Source organism: Streptococcus suis, assembly GCF_016743335.1.
GTDB classification, from domain to species: domain Bacteria; phylum Bacillota; class Bacilli; order Lactobacillales; family Streptococcaceae; genus Streptococcus; species Streptococcus suis_Y.
Map to the genome: position 1 here is coordinate 1 of NZ_WCJE01000044.1, position 18,737 is coordinate 18,737.

Annotated in this window: 15 protein-coding genes and 2 pseudogenes; 2 read left to right on the forward strand and 15 right to left on the reverse strand. The window is 42.5% G+C overall.

Annotated features, from left to right (window positions below; genetic code table 11):
• Positions 1 to 6: 6 nt before the first annotated feature.
• From F9856_RS10250 to F9856_RS10285, 8 genes and pseudogenes are all read right to left on the reverse strand, one after another.
• Positions 7 to 1,611, reverse strand: coding sequence for a CTP synthase (locus F9856_RS10250; protein WP_202106535.1), 1,605 nt, complete (start codon positions 1,609 to 1,611; stop codon positions 7 to 9).
• Positions 1,612 to 1,803: 192 nt separating this feature from the next.
• Positions 1,804 to 2,385 carry a DNA-directed RNA polymerase subunit delta gene (gene rpoE, locus F9856_RS10255; RefSeq protein WP_014637475.1) on the reverse strand — a complete coding sequence of 194 codons (582 nt, stop codon included), beginning with the start codon at positions 2,383 to 2,385 and terminating at the stop codon, positions 1,804 to 1,806.
• 126 nt (positions 2,386 to 2,511) lie between these two features.
• Positions 2,512 to 5,667: a pneumococcal-type histidine triad protein gene (locus tag F9856_RS10260; RefSeq protein ID WP_202106536.1), complete on the reverse strand. Its 3,156-nt coding sequence runs from the start codon at positions 5,665 to 5,667 to the stop codon at positions 2,512 to 2,514.
• 21 nt (positions 5,668 to 5,688) lie between these two features.
• Positions 5,689 to 6,609: a metal ABC transporter solute-binding protein, Zn/Mn family gene (locus tag F9856_RS10265; protein WP_202106537.1), complete on the reverse strand. Its 921-nt coding sequence runs from the start codon at positions 6,607 to 6,609 to the stop codon at positions 5,689 to 5,691.
• Positions 6,610 to 6,746: 137 nt separating this feature from the next.
• Positions 6,747 to 8,030 (reverse strand): trigger factor, encoded by a 1,284-nt coding sequence (tig, locus tag F9856_RS10270; RefSeq protein WP_202106538.1) that lies wholly within the window; start codon positions 8,028 to 8,030, stop codon positions 6,747 to 6,749.
• A gap of 119 nt (positions 8,031 to 8,149) precedes the next feature.
• Positions 8,150 to 8,748, reverse strand: a pseudogene (locus F9856_RS10275) (DUF1349 domain-containing protein).
• A gap of 1 nt (position 8,749) precedes the next feature.
• On the reverse strand, positions 8,750 to 9,769 hold the full coding sequence (locus tag F9856_RS10280) for an alpha/beta hydrolase (RefSeq protein WP_202106539.1): 1,020 nt from the start codon (positions 9,767 to 9,769) through the stop codon (positions 8,750 to 8,752).
• A 9-nt stretch (positions 9,770 to 9,778) separates the two neighbouring features.
• On the reverse strand, positions 9,779 to 10,897 hold the full coding sequence (locus F9856_RS10285) for a pectin acetylesterase-family hydrolase (RefSeq protein WP_202106540.1): 1,119 nt from the start codon (positions 10,895 to 10,897) through the stop codon (positions 9,779 to 9,781).
• Between the two features lie 141 nt (positions 10,898 to 11,038).
• Here F9856_RS10285 and F9856_RS10290 point away from each other — a divergent pair, with 141 nt between their 5' ends.
• Positions 11,039 to 11,548 (forward strand): TetR/AcrR family transcriptional regulator, encoded by a 510-nt coding sequence (locus F9856_RS10290; protein WP_024402433.1) that lies wholly within the window; start codon positions 11,039 to 11,041, stop codon positions 11,546 to 11,548.
• A 441-nt stretch (positions 11,549 to 11,989) separates the two neighbouring features.
• On the opposite strand, the gene F9856_RS10295 is transcribed toward F9856_RS10290, so the two are convergent.
• Complete coding sequence (locus tag F9856_RS10295; protein WP_029187645.1) at positions 11,990 to 12,439, reverse strand: Rrf2 family transcriptional regulator; 450 nt, start codon at positions 12,437 to 12,439, stop codon at positions 11,990 to 11,992.
• A 9-nt stretch (positions 12,440 to 12,448) separates the two neighbouring features.
• On the reverse strand, positions 12,449 to 13,078 hold the full coding sequence (locus F9856_RS10300; protein ID WP_202106541.1) for an NAD(P)-dependent oxidoreductase: 630 nt from the start codon (positions 13,076 to 13,078) through the stop codon (positions 12,449 to 12,451).
• A gap of 377 nt (positions 13,079 to 13,455) precedes the next feature.
• Between F9856_RS10300 and F9856_RS10305 the strand changes: the two genes are divergently transcribed.
• A complete protein-coding gene (locus F9856_RS10305; RefSeq protein WP_202106542.1) occupies positions 13,456 to 14,004 on the forward strand; it encodes a TetR/AcrR family transcriptional regulator in 549 nt (182 codons plus the stop codon).
• A 64-nt stretch (positions 14,005 to 14,068) separates the two neighbouring features.
• Here the strand turns inward: F9856_RS10305 and F9856_RS10310 are convergent, their stop codons facing one another.
• The 5 genes and pseudogenes from F9856_RS10310 to F9856_RS10330 form a co-directional block, all read right to left on the reverse strand.
• On the reverse strand, positions 14,069 to 15,280 hold the full coding sequence (locus F9856_RS10310; protein WP_202106543.1) for an NADH:flavin oxidoreductase/NADH oxidase family protein: 1,212 nt from the start codon (positions 15,278 to 15,280) through the stop codon (positions 14,069 to 14,071).
• Entirely contained in the window at positions 15,273 to 16,142 is an 870-nt protein-coding gene (locus F9856_RS10315) for an SDR family NAD(P)-dependent oxidoreductase (RefSeq protein WP_202106544.1), read from the reverse strand. Before F9856_RS10315 ends, F9856_RS10310 begins: the two co-directional genes overlap by 8 nt.
• Positions 16,135 to 16,980 (reverse strand): annotated as a pseudogene (locus F9856_RS10320) (alpha/beta fold hydrolase). The gene F9856_RS10315 and the pseudogene F9856_RS10320 overlap by 8 nt, the downstream one beginning before the upstream one ends.
• 26 nt (positions 16,981 to 17,006) lie before the next feature.
• On the reverse strand, positions 17,007 to 18,008 hold the full coding sequence (locus tag F9856_RS10325; protein ID WP_174850682.1) for an NADP-dependent oxidoreductase: 1,002 nt from the start codon (positions 18,006 to 18,008) through the stop codon (positions 17,007 to 17,009).
• Between the two features lie 79 nt (positions 18,009 to 18,087).
• Positions 18,088 to 18,519 carry an Rrf2 family transcriptional regulator gene (locus F9856_RS10330; RefSeq protein WP_174850683.1) on the reverse strand — a complete coding sequence of 144 codons (432 nt, stop codon included), beginning with the start codon at positions 18,517 to 18,519 and terminating at the stop codon, positions 18,088 to 18,090.
• Between the last annotated feature and the right edge of the window lie 218 nt (positions 18,520 to 18,737).

Below are 18,737 nucleotides of genomic sequence, written 5' to 3' on the forward strand. Positions count from 1 at the left end.
CTATACTTATTTTTCATTCTCCATAGCTGCTGAAATAAAGGCTGTATACAAACCTTCAGGGCGATTAGGACGAGATTGTAGTTCTGGATGATATTGGCAGGCAACGAAGAATTTATTTTCTGGAATTTCAACAATTTCTACCAAACGGTTGTCTGGTGACACGCCCGAGAAAACAAAACCTGCTTTTTCAAATTGTTCACGGAATTCATTGTTAAACTCATAACGATGACGATGGCGACGTTGTACAACTTCTTGATTATCATAAGCAGCTGCAGCCTTGGAGCCACGTTTGAGCTTGCTTGGATAAAGACCTAGGCGGAGAGTTCCTCCTAAATCTTCCACACCAATTTGATCACGCATGATGTCAATAATTGGATATTTTGTTTCTGGGTCTAATTCAAAGCTGTTAGCACCTTCTAAACCGAGAACGTGACGAGCAAATTCTACACAGGTCAGCTGCATTCCCAAGCAGACCCCTAGCATTGGCACGTCATTCTCACGAGCATAACGAATGGCTTGTATTTTCCCTTCTGTACCACGTTGTCCAAAGCCACCAGGAACGATAATTCCTTGTGCTTGTCCTAGACGTTCAGCTACGTTTTCTGCTGTCAAATCATTTGCATTGACCCAGTCCAATTCGATAGCAGCATCATTTGCATATCCTGAGTGTTTTAGAGCTTCAACTACAGAAATATAGGCATCTTGTAATTCTACATACTTACCAACTAAAGCGATTTTTACTTTTTTCTGGAGATTAAGAACCTTGTTTACCATCGCTGTCCACTCTGTCATATCTGCTGGAGGTACGTCGAGCTTCAAGTGATCGCAAACAATTTGATCCATGTTCTGCGCTTGCATATTTAATGGGATTTGGTAAAGATGTTCGACATCCAAGGACTCAATAACTGCTTCTGGAGCAACATCACAGAATTGTGCCAGTTTATTTTTAATTCCTTGTCCAGCAGGCTGCTCTGTCCGAATTACCAACATGTTGGGCTGAATACCTAGACCACGCAACTCTTTTACAGAATGTTGTGTTGGCTTAGTTTTCATTTCGCCTGCTGCTTTGAGATAAGGCAAGAGTGTTGTATGGATATACATAACATTGTCTGAACCGACATCTGCCTTCATCTGACGAAGTGCTTCAAGGAATGGCAAGCTTTCAATATCACCTACTGTACCACCTACTTCCGTGATGATGACATCTGCATCTGTAGTACGAGCTGCACGCTTGATTTTGTCTTTCAAAGCATCTGTAATGTGTGGAATAACTTGAACTGTTGCCCCTAAGTATTCCCCTTTACGCTCTTTACGGAGGACTTCGCTATAAATTTTACCTGTTGTAACATTTGAATATTTGTTCAGGTTAATGTCGATGAAACGCTCATAATGCCCAAGGTCCAAGTCGGTTTCTGCGCCGTCGTCCGTCACAAAAACTTCACCGTGTTGATACGGACTCATTGTTCCCGGGTCAATATTGATGTATGGATCAAATTTTTGGATTGTTACCTTGAGACCTCGGTTCTTCAATAAACGACCTAGGCTGGCTGCTACAATCCCTTTGCCGATAGAGGAAACAACGCCACCTGTTACAAAAATATACTTTGTCATGCAAACTCCTTTTCTACGATTCAGGCTAATAGGAAGCAATTTGTGGGGATACTTCCTGTTAACTTGAAGAAAAAACAAAAATAGCTCCCTATCGCTAGGGAGCTCCGACCTCAAAAGAGGTGCCCGATAGTATCTTATCGTAATTTGGTAGTCTTGTCAAATTATTTTTAAGAATCTAGGGGGATATAATTCTTATTCGTCGACGACCTCTTCATCTGAATACTCGTCGTCATCTTCACCTAAATCAACATCCTCTTCATCCAATTCGTCATCTGGGATAATTTCGTTGATTTCTGAATCATAGGACTCAACTTCATCTTTTTCGTCATCTGGATTTTCATCATCGTATTCTGATGATGCACTACCCGGATAGTTGTCCTCATCTTCTGGATCGTCATGTCCGTAGTCAATTGCATCCTCATCACCGTCCATGAAGGCATTGACACGTTTCTTCTTGCGTTTTGGTGCATCTTCGTCATCTTCTTCAAGAGTGATCACTTCTTCGTCAATCTCATCGATTGCGTACCAAGAACGTAAGCCCCATTTGTTTTCGCCAAGTGGAATGAAGCTTCCATCCACATTCAAATCAGAATAGAAGGTTGGGAGGGCTGCGCGAATCTCGCTGTTTGATTTTTCAAGGTAGTTTTGAATTTCATTGACCAAGTCGTTGAAATACATTTCGTTGTCACGTCCACGTTCTTCCAAAATAGCACGGGCTACTTCAATCATGGAAAGTTCGCTTTTTTCTTGTCCTGCAAATACGTTAAGTTCCAAGGCTGTTCTCCTTTTTTGTCTTTCCTTTCTATTTTACGCTAAAAAAGGCAAATAGTCAAAGATAATCTTTATCGTTTTTCTGTAAAAAAATACCTGCAGAGCTCAGCGCTACAGGTATTTTGTTTACTATACTTGTTCTTCTAAACTTGGAAGGGAGATGGTCCGTTTGACTCCATCCTTATCTACAAGTCGAACAACTTTGCTTGTTGCATCATATTCGAAAGCTTCAAAAGAAACTTTGTAACGGTCTGAGAGTGTGACCAGACTTTGTTCAAAGGTTTTGAAGTCCATGCCGAACTCTTCTGCTCTTCGCTTTAATTCTTCTGTAAACTCGTCAATTTCCTCGGTTTCTTCAGAAATAATTTCTTCATCACTTTCTTCCGTCTCTGTTTCTTCTGTTGATTCAGATGGTGTATTTGGTATAAATACTCCCCAGCCATCGTCTGAAACTGGGCGTTCTTGTGGATTAGTCATGTAGTACTTAACCGTTGCTAGGAAATCTTCTAAACTATACCCTTCAGGACTTCTTGCACTACCTTGATCAAACCATTTAAAGGATACATAGTGATAGTGATCTTGATGCGGAATTACCAGAGTCCCGTTGCGTACTTCGGTCGCATAGCCAGCATTGTAGGTCAGTGCTTCGAAAGGAACGACTTTCTTCGCTTCAACTCGGTTGTAAATTTCCTCTGCTGTTTCTTTGGCAACTTGTGGCTGTTCTGGCGTTGTTATCTCGCCTGCACTTGCTCCTGTTTCAGTTGGTGCAGGTGTTGACGGTAAACTAGAATTAGATTTCTCACGTTGAGCTACCATAGCCTCTGCTGGGATCAGCTCGCTTAAGTAATTCAAATCACTCTTGTTAATCCGACGGTAACCATCTGTAATCACACGTGGGATGCGATAGTTATCCGTACCTATTTTCACTTTGGGATCTAATAGATCTGCTGGGTCAAAAATATAGCCATCTTTTGTTGTATATTTTCCTGCCGCCTTAGCTTCTGCCAATTCTTCTGCCGAGTGAACAATTTGCCAATTTTTCAAACCTGCACGTTTCTCAATCGGTGTGACATTTTTCGCCAATTCTTCAGCGTCTCGTTTATCAAGAAGAGTTTGTACGGCTTCCAATTCTTCTTTAGATAAATCTTTCTTGGAAATTGAACGCAGAGAACCACCTGTCGCTCTTGGTAGACTGAATGCTTGACTAAAGACAAAACTTGCTGGATCTAGTACGTCTTCCGCCGAGAAGATATAGCCGTCATTTGTTGCAAATTTCCCTTTTGCACGTGCATCCATGACTTCTTCTGCGGTGTGAATGATTTGCCAATTTTTCAAGCCTAAGCGGTTTGCTTTAGGTGTTGCATTTAGAATTGGGGGAACAAGATCCGTTGCTTCTCCATCACCATGTCCACTTGTAGTCCAAGCAGATGGACGAATTTCAGGATGTTGCATGATATAGCGGATCGTTGCAATTTGTTCCTTACTCAACCATGTGTAAGGTAGGACGTGGATGTGATCAATGTGTGGAATAATAAAGGATTGTCCAGTATCATAGGTTGCATTCGCTCCCTTCATCGGAATTTGATCCATACCGACCAACATGGCTGGCTTAAGATCTCCTTCTGCAAGCGGTGCAATATCAAAGATATACTGCTTATCTTTTTCTGCCAAAGTCAACTCAGCAAAAGAGATCTTCATCAAATCTAGTTCGTCACGACCATACGTATAAGTTTTTCCACCTACTTCCATTTCATAAACAACTTTTCCAGCCAATTTACGTTTAGCCGTTACTTGTTTGTATTCAAATGCAGGGCGATTTTCTTTTTGAATTGGTTTTACAGGTTTTGAATCAGTCCCTTGACTTGGTGTTGTGGGTTTAGCATCGTTTCCTACTTGTTCAGATGTTTTCGGTGGCACTTGTTTGCCCGCCTTCTCATTAACCCATTCCTCTACTTGCTTGATTTCAAAATCTTCGAGTTCTCCAAAACCAACATAATGGAAATGATCTCCATGACTAGCTATCAGCCCTTGATCATCAACTGAGGTAATAGAGTCTTTGCTAAAGGTGTATCCATCACTTGTAAAATATGCCCTACCATCTAAACCTTTTCCGTAAGCAGGAATTTGACGTCCCATATAGGAAACCACTTTCCCTGTTGACTGCTTCGGTTGTGTTGGTAATACTGGTTGTGTAGGCGATACCGGTTGCGTTGTAACCGTGCCGATTGGTGTTACTGGACGATTTGGTTGTGTTGGTGTATGTTGGGAGTGACTTGCCTGTGCGCCAGAAGAAACACCTGCTCCATTTACACCAATCATTCTAGAAATCTTCTCTTCTAGAGGAGACATCTGGCTGTATGGAATAAAGTGGTAATGATCGCCGTGTGGAACGATGACACCTGCTGCGGTTTTCTTCGTAATCGTTCTTGGGTCAAATACCAATCCATCCACTTCTACATGGCGTTGAGATAGGGGTGTTGCATCCAATTGAGCCAATAAACTAGCCAAATCCTGACCTTGCCCCGCACTAATTGTTATCTGCTGAGTTCTATTATTTCTATCGCCATATTGACTACCACTAGCCGAGCTCACACTTCCTTTTTGATTCCAGTAATCTTGAGCAGCCTTCAATTCGGCAGCTGATAAATCTTTTTTAGGAATAAAGTGGAAATGGTCGCCGTGCGGAACGATAAAACCATCTCCCGTGTCTTCAATAACATCTGTCGGATTAAAGACATAGCCATCGTCTGTTCTGTAGCGGCCGTCTTTACTATTTCCTGCTGCCTGATTCTTACTGTCAGCAGAAGAGATTCCTTTTTGACGCTCCACTTCTTCTTTGCTACGAACATTTTTATGTTTGCTAGGGTCTTTTAGATAGAGATAGTATTTCCCATCAACTTTTATGACGTAGCCATCCTGGACTTCATTGATGATGTGACTGTCTTGTAAGACATAGTTTGGGTCCTTCATGACCAACTCTTCACTAAAAATCGCATCAAAGGGGACTTTACCATTATAGTAGTGGAAATGGTCACCGTGTGATGTCACATAGCCTTGATCAGTAATTTTAACGACTATCTGCTCAGCGTCAATATTTTCCTTGGCAGAAACTTGATCAGGTGTTAATTGTTCAGCAACGGTAGTTTGTACACTTTGACTATCTTCAATATAGGACACACGATTTTTTTGCTCTTCCATCGCTTGGAAACGTCCAAGCTGATAGCTACAGAGACTCATCCCTAAAACAAGGGCGGCTACGGAGCCAACAACTGCTTTTTTCTTCATTTTTTCTCCTTTATGTGATTATTATTTCAATTCTTGAGCAAGTGTCTCTAAAACCTGCTCTAAGTTTTCTAAATAGGTCAAGTTATTTTCAGGGTCTGCTTCTAGAGGATCCAAGACCTTTAAGTCCACACCTGTCGAAGTTGCCAGAGCCTTAGCTAATTTATCCGACGTTCCCTTTTCGGTAAAAATTGTTTGTACCTTGTAAGTGTCGACAAACTCTTTAATCTCTGCCAACTGCCTTGGGCTAGGCTCTTCCTCAGACACCCCTGCTATCCCCAACTGCTTTAGACCGAATCGTTGGGCAGTATAGGAAAAGGCAGTGTGTTGGGTCACGAAGGTTTTTGAACTGGCCTTAGCAAAGATTGGAATATATTTGTCAGCCAACTTTTGCGCCTTTTCCTCTAAAGTTGCGGCATTTTGACGATAATAATCCGCATTCTTAGGATAACTTTCTGCTAAAAGTTCACCAATCGCAACAGCTTCCTGACCAACCAAAACTGGATCCAGCCATGTGTGGGGATCATATAAACTAGCTTCATCAATCCCTTGACCAGCTTCCATGTCTTCTAACCCTGGAACCTTTGTCAGCGGTAAATTTGTCGAAGCCTCCAAAACCTTGACAGATGAACCTTGCAAATTAGGTTCCAAACGTCCTGCCCAGGATTCCAAAATTCGCGAATGATAGATAAAAACATCTGCATCGTATATGGCCTTTATGTCCGCAGCCGATGGTTCATAAGAGTGTATGCCCTGTCTTGAGCCAATCATTCGAACATCATTTTTATTCCCTGATACTTCCTTAACCAGTGAATAAATAGGGTAAAACGAGGTGACTATTTTCATTCCTGGCTGCACTTGACTCGCTTCCTTTTGAGCCGAGCAAGCTGCTAAAACAAAACCGAATAAGGCAACAAAACAGCCTCTTATCACTTTCTTTAACATAACTACCTCCTTTGTTAACCAGTTAACTATATCACAAGAATATTAACCAGTCAAGTATTTTTTTAAAAAAATATATACTAATTTATCAAAAAACAAAAAGAAAACCCGACCAAGTCGAGTTTCCAATTTTCACTATATTATTTTACAGTTGCAGTGCTTGTGATCACTTCTACAGCTTTCTTCACAGCGATATCGTGTTTGAGCATTTCTGGTGAAAGCAAGCTACGAACTTGTGCCACTTCCATGTTGTAAGTTGCTGCCAAGTCTTCGATTTCTTTGTTGATTTCTTCTTCAGTTGCTTCGAAACCTTCTGCTTTAGCTACTGCTTCAACAACCAAGTTAGTCTTAGTACGTTTTTCAGCATCCGCTTCGTATTGTTTATGAAGGTCATCACGAGTTGTACCAGTGATTTGGAAGTACATATCTGGTGAGATACCTTGTTGTTGCATACCACCCAAGAATTCATTGATCGCACGGTGAACTTCTTCGTGAATCATTTCTTCTGGCAATTCAACGATTTCAGCGTTTTCTACAGCCAATTCAAGAGCTGCTGATTCAACTGCATCGTCAAAGGCAACTTCTTTTGCTGCTTCCAATTCTTTGCGGTACTTAGCTTTCAACTCATCAAGCGTTTCTACTTCTTCGTCGATATCTTTTGCCAATTCATCATCTAAAGCTGGAACTTCTTTTGCTTTTACTTCGTGGATTTTTGTCACGAAGAGAGCTGGTTTACCTGCAAGGTCAGCTGCTTGGTAGTCTTCTGGGAAAGTCACTTCAACGTTCACTTCTTCACCAGCTGCGTGACCTACCAATTGGTCTTCAAAACCTGGGATGAATTGACCTGAACCAAGTCCAAGCGAGAAGTTCTCACCTTTACCACCGTCAAATTCAACACCGTCAACAGAACCTACAAAGTCGATCACAACTGTATCGCCTTCAGCTGCTGGTCCTTCTTTGATAACCAATTCAGCCAAGTTGTTGCGTGCAGCTTCGATTTTTGCGTCAACTTCTTCGTCTGTTACTTCTTTAGTAGCTTCTACTGAAACTGCCAAGTTTTTGTAGTCACCCAATTTTACTTCAGGTTTTGTCACAACTTCCGCAGTGATTGTCCAGTCTTGGCCTTTTTCCATAGACACAACGTCAATTTTTGGTTGTGCAACTACTTCAAGACCAGCTTCTGCAACCGCTGCTTCATAAGCTGCTGGTAACAATGCATTTACAACATCTTGATAAAGTGCTTCTTCACCAAATTTTTGGTTGAAAACGGCACGTGGCAAGTGACCTTTACGGAAACCTGGAAGATTGATATCTTTCTTAACTTTGTTGAAAACGCGGTCCAATTCTGGTTTGATTGCATCTTGACCGATTGTGAAAGTCAAAACGCCGCGGTTTGTTTCTTTTGCTTCAAATGATACAGACATTCTGTCATTCTCCTTAAAATTTTATTGCATACTCTTCATTATAACACAATTAACAAGGATTTCAACGATTTTATAACGGACTTTTGGCAAATGGCAGAGCGGAGCTTCTGCCCAATCTTCTAGTCTGGTTGTTGACCGTCGTGGGCTAGCCATTTGCAGTCAGTCAAACTCATTTCTGAAAAGATCGCTTCAAAAGATGAGTCTTCTGGCGAACAGGCATAGATACCAAAACGAATTTTCCCACTGCCTTGATGCAGGTGGCAGATCCGCATCTGCTCAAAATGAACACCGTCTTTAGAATTTTCGATGCAAAAATCACTGCCCCGTCGGCTCAAACGGTAGTAAATTGACTTGACAGAAGCTGGAATTTCCTGGGTTGCCCAATCTGAAAAGCCCTGATTGGTCACAACGCTGCCCAAATGCTGAAAATCTTCATTTTCATACTCAATCGAGCCCTTAATCCAGTTTTCCGAATCCTGATAGACCACAACACCACACTGGTCAAAGCGGGTATGACTATTGGAAAAATCCGTCTTAACTGTAAAGGAGAAATACTCTTCCTCCGTATCCATCAAAAGCAGGGAGCATTGTCATTGACAAAATGGTAATAGGTTTTCTGCCACAAGTCTGTATGAGCTTGGGTTGTGATTCTAATTTCTTTTTCCGAAATCTGATAATTTTCTGGTTCTCGTACCCAGTAAAAATTCTTGGTATTCATGTTACTCCTTGGTTCTATCGTCTATAAAAGTCATCATCCGCTCAAATGCTTTGGCAGACACCGGGTCGGTTCGCAAATTCGCCACAAAACCATGTGGCTTTTCAAGCCCTTCTTCTGCCAAAGGATCGACCAATTCATTTTCAACTCCCGCTTGCTTCAAGGCCTTGTTGAGCGATACCATATCTGTTCGATACTCGCTTCCCAGAAGGAAACTAGCTGGGTAGTCCTTGTTCACATGTGAAATCGGGTTATAGGCATTGATTTCTTCCTCACTTAGATAAATGGTTTCTGAAACATAATTTCCAACCAACATCTTCGTACCTAAGCTAAATTTGGCATAATCTAAGGGAGCATCGTCGATAACCAGAGCCTTGACATGTTCTTTTGCAATACTTGGTTCAATGTTCAATAGCTGAGCGTACTCCTGATTGGCTAAGACACTACCATATTGAGCAACCATGATGGCACCCGCTGATGAACCCATCAAGACAACATTATCCATGTTCAAGTGATATTCTTCGGCATGTTCCTTCATGTAGGCGATAGCCTGATTCATTTGAATCACAGGTGTTGGAAAATGGTAATCGGGCACCAAAGCGTAGTCAACATTAACAACGTTGTAACCTTTTGACACGATATCGTCAATGAGATAGGTCGCTTGGCTGGCAGCCAGTGGGTCACCCATATTTTTACTCCCTCCAAAGAATCCACCACCGTGGAAATAGAAGAGGGTTGGACGGTCAACTTCAAAATTTTGGTCTGGATAGGTAATATCTAAAAAGCTGTTAGGATAGTCCTTGCTATAGGCAATCTCACTTTTCAAATACTGACCATTCTCTTTCAGACCATCAATGGGATCATAAAGGGGACTGTAAGAGTTCGGCGAACTCTCCTGGTACATAAACGATTGAATGACACCGACCATCAACTGCGGATGATTGGTAACAGACACATAAGCAATGATACCGAGACTAGCTACAATCCCAAGGATCCATAAGATGATTTTTTTGAATTTTTTCATGTTGTTCTCCTAATCTAATAGTTCTAATCCATAACTCTTTACCTCTCCGTTAACCGCATCATCCAGCCATTCTGCCACACTCTTGTCTTGAGACATAGGAGTGAAAAACGTTGGAAAGTTTATGGTAGTATGCTGAGTAGCGGTAGTTTTTTCATCTTGCCCATAATTCCAGATAAAAATACCCACGCCATCAATCTTAGATTGCAGTTCTTGAATCATTTTTTTAAGTTCTTTTTGAAAGTGCTCACTGCTCTCTTCTGTTGCATCTGCTAGTTTCCCTTGGTCAATATAGGCCTGATATTGCTGAAGAATTCCATCTCGATAGGAAATGTCAAATAAAATCTTAACGCTATCTCCGCGTTTCTCATGGAGGGCTACTAAGCTATCTAGAACAATATTGTCTGAATGCAGACGATCACTAATGGAAGTCGGGGTCTTCCAGACATTTTCCGCAATACTTTTCCAGTTATCATGTCTCAAAAAGGAACTGTCCACTGCAACCGTGACATTTTCTGCGGTGGGAAATTGTGAAATCACTTCATCCGCTAGCAATGATGTTGCAAACCCACCAGCTGAAAATCCAGTTACCAGAAGCGTATCGGGATTGCCAACGTGCGGTTTGGCTGCTGCTAAAATACTCATCAGATTGGAATAACCTTGGTGATGGACTACTTGCTCTTTTCCGTTATCATCTATATAAGAAAAGTTTTGGGTCCCTGCATGAAAATCTCCTGTCCCATACGGAAGCACAATCATAGTCCAGTCCTTAAATGGATTATCTTCCTGCGAACTACCAATTCCCCATTTTGCGACAAAATCTTGGTTAGCAGTTGTGGTCGCAAAATAGCGTGTGCCACCACTAGCAGTCTCTTCATTGATACTCACACCACCACCAAAGAAATAGACCATCACCTTATTCTTCTCTTTACCGATACGAAGCAGGCCGTGTGCCTGATTGCCCTGAGAATCTACAACCCCTTCGGGACTGAGGCGGTACCATTCATTCACTTGTGGGGTCTGATCAACAAGCTCAGGAGCTGACCAGCCAAATGTCTTTTTGTAGGCAATAAAACCAAGCAAGGCTAGAACAACTGTTACAGCCGCTACTATTTTCCAAACTTTTTTCATACTTTCTTTTTTCTGTCCTTTATGGTATATTTTTAGAAACAGGTGTTTCGTTTTTTATTAGTATAGCAGATGAACAGTGGGAAAACTAGTCCCAGCTCTGCTATTTGCCCAAAAGGAAACAAATGAAAGGAAGTGTTTCGCATGGAAAGAGTGAAGCGGAAAGAGTCGTTATTTGTGGAGAGTGTCGTGGAGGCTTTGTGGGAGTTGTTGGAAGACAAATCTTTTGAAAAGATTAGTGTGTCAGAGTTGGTGGAGCGAGCTGGCATCGGTCGGGTAACCTTTTACCGAAACTTTTCCAATAAGGAAGAGGTGCTCGAACGGTCCTTCAACATGGAGTTGCAAGCCTGGTTGTCAGAACGGCAGATTGACTTGTCGGATTGGTCAGATGCTCACCTCTTACTAGCTTTACGGCAATTTTTTGACTTTTGGTATGAGCAACAGGATAAGATTCGCTTGTTGACTGCCAACCATTTGGACTACTTGCTCGAGGAGGTCTTGGATCGCTATTTCAAAGAAAGACTGGGGGACATGACTGATGATTTTCACCTGCAATTTATCGTAGGAGGATTTTTCCGAGTGCTTAAAACTTGGGTTGCTAGAGGCTGTAAGGAAAGCCCTGATGACATCATGCGGTTGATGGGTGAGCAATAGAGCAAGCTTGTCAACGTTCTTGACCAGACCAAGCAAAAAAGACTTAGGCAACTGATGTTCAGTCACTCTAAGTCTTTTTTGTATATATAGTGAGGATGGGCAAAAAGCCCAAGACCACTACTCAGAGTTCGTGTCAACATCTCAGCGCAGTGGTTGATTGGCAGATTTGTTCGTGTTTTACACTCCAAATCTGACCATTACGACTGTGGCGAACAAAGTTCGCTCTATTTCCAACCTCCAAAGGTTCCCCGAACCTTTGGAGCTATGCGGGGGTGGGAGTTTAAAAGGTCTGGGAGACCTTTTAAAGTGGGAGATATAAGCTGACGGCAGTCAGCTCACATAAATTGATGTCTGGGGATAGACTGTTTCAGCTCAACAACTTGAAATAAAGACTTGTTGACGAACTCTTCGATGAATGGTCGAGTTCTTTCCCACTCCCATTTAAGTCCTTTTCACTTTTTCTTCAATGGCTTTTTCTAAGTCAACCAGAACATCAGACATATACATAGTTTTCAATTCTTTCTCCATAGCTGTCTGGACTTGGACGAGTTTGTCGTCCACAGCAGCATGGATATTCCCCCCTACGATACAGTCGGGATGGGGATTTTCATGAAAATTAAACAAGCCTTTCTTATCGATATTGTCAACCGTAACAAAGATGTCATAAAGGCTAATGTCATCAAGTGGCTTTGCTAAACGAAAACCGCCGCTACCCTGCTTAGCGTCTACAATTCCCGCATCCTTCAAACCAGATAGAACCGAGCGAATGATAACAGGATTGGCTTGAATGCTGTTCGCCAAAACCTTGCTGGTAACACGCTGCTGATCTTGAAAGAGATGGATAAAAGCCAAGGCATGAATGGCAATGGTAAATTTATTTGAGATCTGCATAGAACTCTTCTACTCACTGACAAGGCTGATACGTGCTTTGAGATGATTACCTGATGCAATCTCGTCAATCATACCAATAGCATAATCTGCATAGGAAATAACGCTTTCTCCCTTGCTGTTCAAGACCAACTCTTCACCGCCAAGAATATAGCGACCTGTCCGTTCGCAGTCTGCTTGGAAATCACCTGCCGGACTTACATAGGTCCAGTTGACATCATCTACTTGACGAAGGGCCTCAAGTGCTTCCTTGTGAGCATTTAACACAGGCAATACTTCCGCTGGAAACTCTGTCACATCTGCCACAGTCAAGGTATGTTCTGGATTAACATAGAGGCTTGCTGCTCCACCAACCACAAGCAAGCGTGTTTGTGAATCTTTTAGGATAGCCGCCAAATGTTTGGCTGCATCAGGAACCATATGCACAGTGTCTGCTGTCCAGGCACCTACTGCATCCACTACCGCATCAAAACCAATCACATCATCGGCTGTCAGGTCAAAAACATCCTTTTGAAGAACCTGCTGTGCGACTGTCTTATTTTCACCACGAACGATGGCCGTTACTTCAAAACCACGTGCTACCGCTTCTTTCACAATCAAGCTACCTGCTTTACCGTTCGCTGCTACTACTGCTATTTTCATTTTCTTTTCCTCCGAAATGTTTTTGTTGTAAATTGTTTTGTTACAACTTTGCGTACACTAGTATATCCTAATCCCCAATAGTTGTCAACAGTTTTGTTACAACTTTTTTTGAAAATTGTTGACAGGTTCATTTATCGCAGAAAAAAGATCTGAGATGGAGCCTCAAATCTTTTCTAGTTTATTCTACTTCCTCCTTGGCTTCAAGGCTGACAGGCCGTGTGCTAGTCAGTTAAATTCATCCAAGAAGAGGCTAGGGATTTGGAGAAACTTGTCAGTTGTATCAATTGTCATAAATGAAACAAAGTAGTAAAAGCGACTTGTTTCAAACAGAATGTTGAGGTAAACTAGTAAGTAATGAAACCAAGGGAGTGGACACTATGACTGAATCAGCCAAAACAAAACTACAACAAGCATTGATTCTTCTCTTAGATGAGGAAGAATTTGGACGTATTTCCGTCAGCAAAATTTGCCAGGAAGCTGGGGTACATCGCTCTACTTTTTACCATTATTATGACAATCAATTTGACTTGTTAGAAGATGCCAATCAATACCTTACCCAACTTTTCTTAGCTGAATTCCAATCTTATCCAGCTAACAGTCTACCAATTGAAACCGATCTAACAGGCGATGCCTACCTCATTTCCTACCTACAATTTGTAAAAGACCACCAGAAAATCTATCAGATTTATCTCCGTCACGAATTAGATTTTCACCACAAAGAACGCTTTGAACACTTGGTAGAATTGATTTTTACCCCTCGCTTCCATGCTCAAGGGATCCAAAATCCAGTACAAATTGCCTATGTATCTAGCTTCTTTCTGGCAGGCATAACACAAGTCGTATCCAAGTGGGTGAGAAATGGCTGTGCTGAATCGATTGAAGAGATGGCTGACATTATCCAAATCTGTATCTCTAGAAAGCAATAGGGAGTGGGAAAGAACTCGACTGGTAAAAAAGAGTTCGTTTTCCCACTCCCTTTTCTAGTCTATTCTACTTCCTCCTCGGTTTCAAGGCTGACAGACCGTGTGCCTTGACGGTTTGGAGAAGATAGGGCCAGGCATGTTGACTGACGGTGACAGATTTTCCCTTGGACAAGCGTTTCATCTGGGCCTCGTAATAACTGACACCGATAATGGGACCAAGGGCTTTATCTAGTTTTGGAAGACCTGTTGTCAGGCGAGGCGTTGTCAGTTGCACATCACCGACTTGACGGTAATCATTGACAAGACTTGGACGAAGGACAAAGGGTCTGGCAAGACCAATCATGGACACACCATCCTTGATAGCCTCCTCCATCTGAGTGACTTTTCGGAAACCGCCTGTTGAAACAATAGGAACAGAAGTCAAATCTGCTAAGGCAAGGGCGTAGGTCACAAATCCAGCACCATTCTCATAGTCACTACCAAAAACCGGCGTCTCATAATTGCCACCTGAAATTTCAATCAGGTCGATACCCAAGTCAGACATGGTTTTCACCACATGTTTACAATCTTCAAAACCAAACCCCTCTTCCTTAAAATCAGAAGCATTCAATTTCAAAGCAATGGTAAAATCTGGTCCCACTTTGTCACGCAGACCTTGATAGACTTCCACCAAGAATCGCATGCGATTGTCCAGACTGCCACCATAGCAGTCCGTCCGCTGATTATCTGCTGGTGAGAGGAATTGATTGATCAAGTAACCATGTGCAGCGTGTAACTGTACACCTGTAAATCCTGCCGCTTTTGCCCAAAGGCCTGCTGCAATAAATTTATCTCTAGCTTCTTTGATGTCAAACACGGTCATTTCTCTCGGTGGACGAAAGGCCGAAGCTGAGCCTCCAGAAATCGGAATGGCACTGGGTGCAATCGGAGTTTGATTGATCGACCGATACATCTGTTTGCCAGGGTGATTGAGCTGGAGCCAGATAGGCACACCGTTCTTTTCCCTAACGGCTGCCCATTTCCGAAATTGAGCCAGATGATCGTCTGAATCAAGGACCACATTACCTGGCTCACCAAGATAGCGACCGTCCACCATGACATTACCTGTCACTAAGACGCCCATTCCCTGCTTGGCCCAAAAATCATATAAGGCGATCAGGTCATCTGAGGGAGCTCCCTGACTATCTGCCAGGGTTTCGCTCATGGCGGACTTGAAAAAGCGATTGTCTAAGACCTGACCATTGGGCAGTTGGAGGTTTTCTAACAAAATCTTAGTCACCGTAGCTCTCCTTAAATACTTGGATTTTCTTATCAAGATAGGCTAGTAAGGCTTGGCTCTTTGGCACATCAAAGCCCTTCAAGCTGACCCGTGCCACTTTTTTCTCTGAATAATAACGACCTGACTGCCCAGCTACCTCTGGTGACAAGCTTAAGTAGTAACCCGTTTCAATCCCTTGGTCTAAATCCTTGGAAAATGGTTTCATCAGACTGGTGAGAATCCGACTTTTCAGATTACGTTTGACGCCATCATTGCCCAAATTTGTCGCAATCAAGCCAGGATGGTAGGCATTGACGGTCACAGATGACCCTTGCTTTTCTAAGGCCTCTGCCTGAGCAATGGCCAGCCAAATGGTGTATAGTTTGGCATTATTGTAAGCCATGGCTGCAGAATAGCTCTGCTCTAAACCAAAATCCAAACCTCTGGTTTGTGCAAAATGGTGCATAAATGAAGAAGTATGGATGACCCTGCCTGCTGCTTTTTCCAGCAAGGGCAGCAACTCCGTCGTCAAGATATAGGGAACTTGAACAGACAGCATAAAGGTCATCTCGATATTTTCCGCTGTCGCCACACGAGCATCACCAAAGTAGGCACCTGCATTGTTTACCAAGACATCAATCTGCTCAAAATCTCGTTTAATCTCTTGGCTGAAACGATAGACATCTGCTAACTTGGAAAAGTCTGCAAGGTAGCCGTGAATCTTTTTATTTCCTGTTTTTAGTTGAATATCACTGAGGGCTACACGGAGCTTTTCGCTATTTCGCCCGTGCAAGATCACTTCATGGCCTTCACTAGCCAGTTTCATGGCTAGGTGTTTGCCGATTCCATCTGTCGATCCTGTGATTAAAATGGTTTTAGGCATTGGTTTCCTCCAAAAAGGCTAGTAAGGCTTTCGAAAAATCCTCTGCATTTTGGAAGATCGAGCCGTGTCCTGCATTTGGATAAATAATCAGTTGGCTATTTTTGATTTTCTCATGCATGATATAAGAATTTTCTGTCGGAACTTGCATATCTTTGTCACCATTGACGATCAGAGTTGGTTGGGTGATAAAGGTCATATCATCTTGCGGCTCTCTTCCCTAGCGTTTGATAGCTTTCAGCTGAGTTAAAAATCCTGGGACATTCATGTCCTTGTCTGCATGAGCAGCACTTCTTTGCCCCATACGACCCAAGACTTTTTCTGCCTCCAAACGACCTGCTTCATCATGGTTGTAGAAGATGTAGCGTTTTGGATCCATACGCTCTAAACCAGCCTTCAGCATGTAGCGGAAGGTTTTTCCAGTCACCTTATCGACTTCAAAACCACCACGAGGACCTGTACCTGCTAAAATCAAGCGATTAACCAGCTGACTATCCAGACGAACGATTTCTTGAGCAATGAAACCACCCATAGACAGACCCAGCAAATTGATTTTCTCATGACCCAAAGCCTTGATAATGGAAGCAGCCTGCTCAGCCATTCCTGGAATAGTCGGAGCCACCTTGCCTTGACTAGCTCCCACGCCAGGAAGGTCTAGGACAATTACATGGTGCTTTTCAGCCAGCAAATCCAGCAATTTTGGATCCCAGTTGTCCAAGGTCGCCGCTAGGTGAACCAGCATGACCAAAGGAATATCAGACTTGCCCTTGCTGAGCTCTCGGTAGGCGATTTTATTGTTTGAAACGGTGATGTATTGGTTTTTAGTTGTAATATATGACATGATTCTTCCTTGTATATTCTATTGTTTTAGTTGAAACTGAGGACGGTTTTTCCGCGTGAACGACCGTTGGCAACCTTATCAAGTGCTGCGTTGACTTCTTCAAATGGATAAACGGTATCGATAGACGGTTTGATTTCTAGCTTGCTGAAAATGTCTGCTACTTCTTGCAGCTGGCGACCATTGCTCTCTACGAAAATGAAATGGTAGTGAACACCGTATTTTTTAGCCATTTTGTCAAATGAACGACCGGCTAGGCCAAACAAGATTTGTTTCCATTTTGGCAAATTCATACGTTTGGCAAATTCACCATTTGGCATGGCACGAAGGGAAACCAGCTGTCCACCTTTTTTCATGATTGACATTTGTTTTTCTGTTTCTGCACCACCAAGTGTGTCCAAGACGTAGTCAACATTGCTAAGTGTTTTGGTGTAATCTTCTGTCTTGTAATCAATAAACTGGTCTGCACCGAGTTTCAAGACACGTTCACCACTTGCACCGTCACCATTTGTGATAACTCTCAAGCCCTTGGCTTTGGCAATTGGAATAGCCATACCACCGACACCACCAGTTCCGCCAGAAATGAAGATGGTCTTGCCTGCCTCAGCACCCATGAGATCAAGGGCCTGCATGATGGTCAAGGCTGTCAAAGGAACAGCAGCCGCTTCTTCATCTGTCAAGTAGGCAGGAACCTTAGCAAGAGCTTGAGCGTCAACCGCTACATACTCAGCGAAAGCACCGATACTATCAAGCGGAAGACGACCAAAGACACGGTCACCTGCTGCAAATGTCGTCACGCTTGAGCCTACTTCTTCGACCAAGCCAACCACTTCATTGCCAGCCGTTTGCGGCAATTTGTAAGGGACAATCAATTTCACATCTCCGCGCGAGATCATGTTGTCCAATGGATTAACGCCTGCTGCGGTCACTTTGACAAGGACTTGGTGAGGCTTGATTTGTGGTTTAGCAATTTCTGTAAGGTTAAGGGTGATGTTGTTTTTGTTATAAGATGTGTGTTGTGCTACTTTCATGTTCTTCTCTTTTCTATTCTTTGATTTGTTCCTGTATCACTTACAGGTCTATGTTTGAGTTTATAAAATCTGACCGAGGTCAGATTCGGGTTTCTTGTGCGGATTGATAGAGATTAGTAATCACATTATCTAAGGATTGACGACTGAGTTGATTTTCCAGTTCTTGTTCAACACTGGAAAAGATGGGAACCATTGCGCCTTCTATATGCTGCCCAACTGGACAAGTAAGATTGGCATTCTGGTGTATCTGAAATAGGCGAATATGCTCCACTTCTTGCGTCGCAAGGTAGATTTCCAATAAGCTAATATCCTTAGGGGACTTGCTCAATTGGTAGCCTGATCGCCCTTGGTGCGAAGTGATTAAGCCTGCATTTTTCAAAAGTGCAATCACCTTGCGGATGTAACTGGCATTGGTGCCAACGCTCTCAGCCAAGGCTTGCGAGCTAAGTATTTCCTTGCTCTCACTGATCATGGTCAGAATATGAAGGGCTACTGAAAATTTTGTATCCATCATAAGATTCCCCTTTCTGTTCATGTATCAACTACAAGAACAAGTTTATCAGATAATATTGAATTTGGCAACTATTATGCTTAAACATTTTAAACTCGTGCTCACAAAAAAACCAAACTAATACTTAAAAGATAGTACTGTTTGGTTCTAAATTGAACACAAGTATATTTTGATGTTATTTTGTTTTGATATTTATTTTTTATTAATGAAATTAATCG

Bases quoted from the DNA above. Each gene is read 5' to 3' on its own strand.
- F9856_RS10250 (WP_202106535.1), bottom strand. From the start codon at position 1,611: ATGACAAAGTATATTTTTGTAACAGGTGGCGTTGTTTCCTCTATCGGC.
- F9856_RS10260 (WP_202106536.1), bottom strand. From the start codon at position 5,667: ATGAAGAAAAAAGCAGTTGTTGGCTCCGTAGCCGCCCTTGTTTTAGGG.
- F9856_RS10265 (WP_202106537.1), bottom strand. From the start codon at position 6,609: ATGTTAAAGAAAGTGATAAGAGGCTGTTTTGTTGCCTTATTCGGTTTT.
- tig (WP_202106538.1), bottom strand. From the start codon at position 8,030: ATGTCTGTATCATTTGAAGCAAAAGAAACAAACCGCGGCGTTTTGACT.
- F9856_RS10280 (WP_202106539.1), bottom strand. From the start codon at position 9,769: ATGAAAAAATTCAAAAAAATCATCTTATGGATCCTTGGGATTGTAGCT.
- F9856_RS10285 (WP_202106540.1), bottom strand. From the start codon at position 10,897: ATGAAAAAAGTTTGGAAAATAGTAGCGGCTGTAACAGTTGTTCTAGCC.
- F9856_RS10290 (WP_024402433.1), top strand. From the start codon at position 11,039: ATGGAAAGAGTGAAGCGGAAAGAGTCGTTATTTGTGGAGAGTGTCGTG.
- F9856_RS10295 (WP_029187645.1), bottom strand. From the start codon at position 12,439: ATGCAGATCTCAAATAAATTTACCATTGCCATTCATGCCTTGGCTTTT.
- F9856_RS10300 (WP_202106541.1), bottom strand. From the start codon at position 13,078: ATGAAAATAGCAGTAGTAGCAGCGAACGGTAAAGCAGGTAGCTTGATT.
- F9856_RS10305 (WP_202106542.1), top strand. From the start codon at position 13,456: ATGACTGAATCAGCCAAAACAAAACTACAACAAGCATTGATTCTTCTC.
- F9856_RS10315 (WP_202106544.1), bottom strand. From the start codon at position 16,142: ATGCCTAAAACCATTTTAATCACAGGATCGACAGATGGAATCGGCAAA.
- F9856_RS10325 (WP_174850682.1), bottom strand. From the start codon at position 18,008: ATGAAAGTAGCACAACACACATCTTATAACAAAAACAACATCACCCTT.
- F9856_RS10330 (WP_174850683.1), bottom strand. From the start codon at position 18,519: ATGGATACAAAATTTTCAGTAGCCCTTCATATTCTGACCATGATCAGT.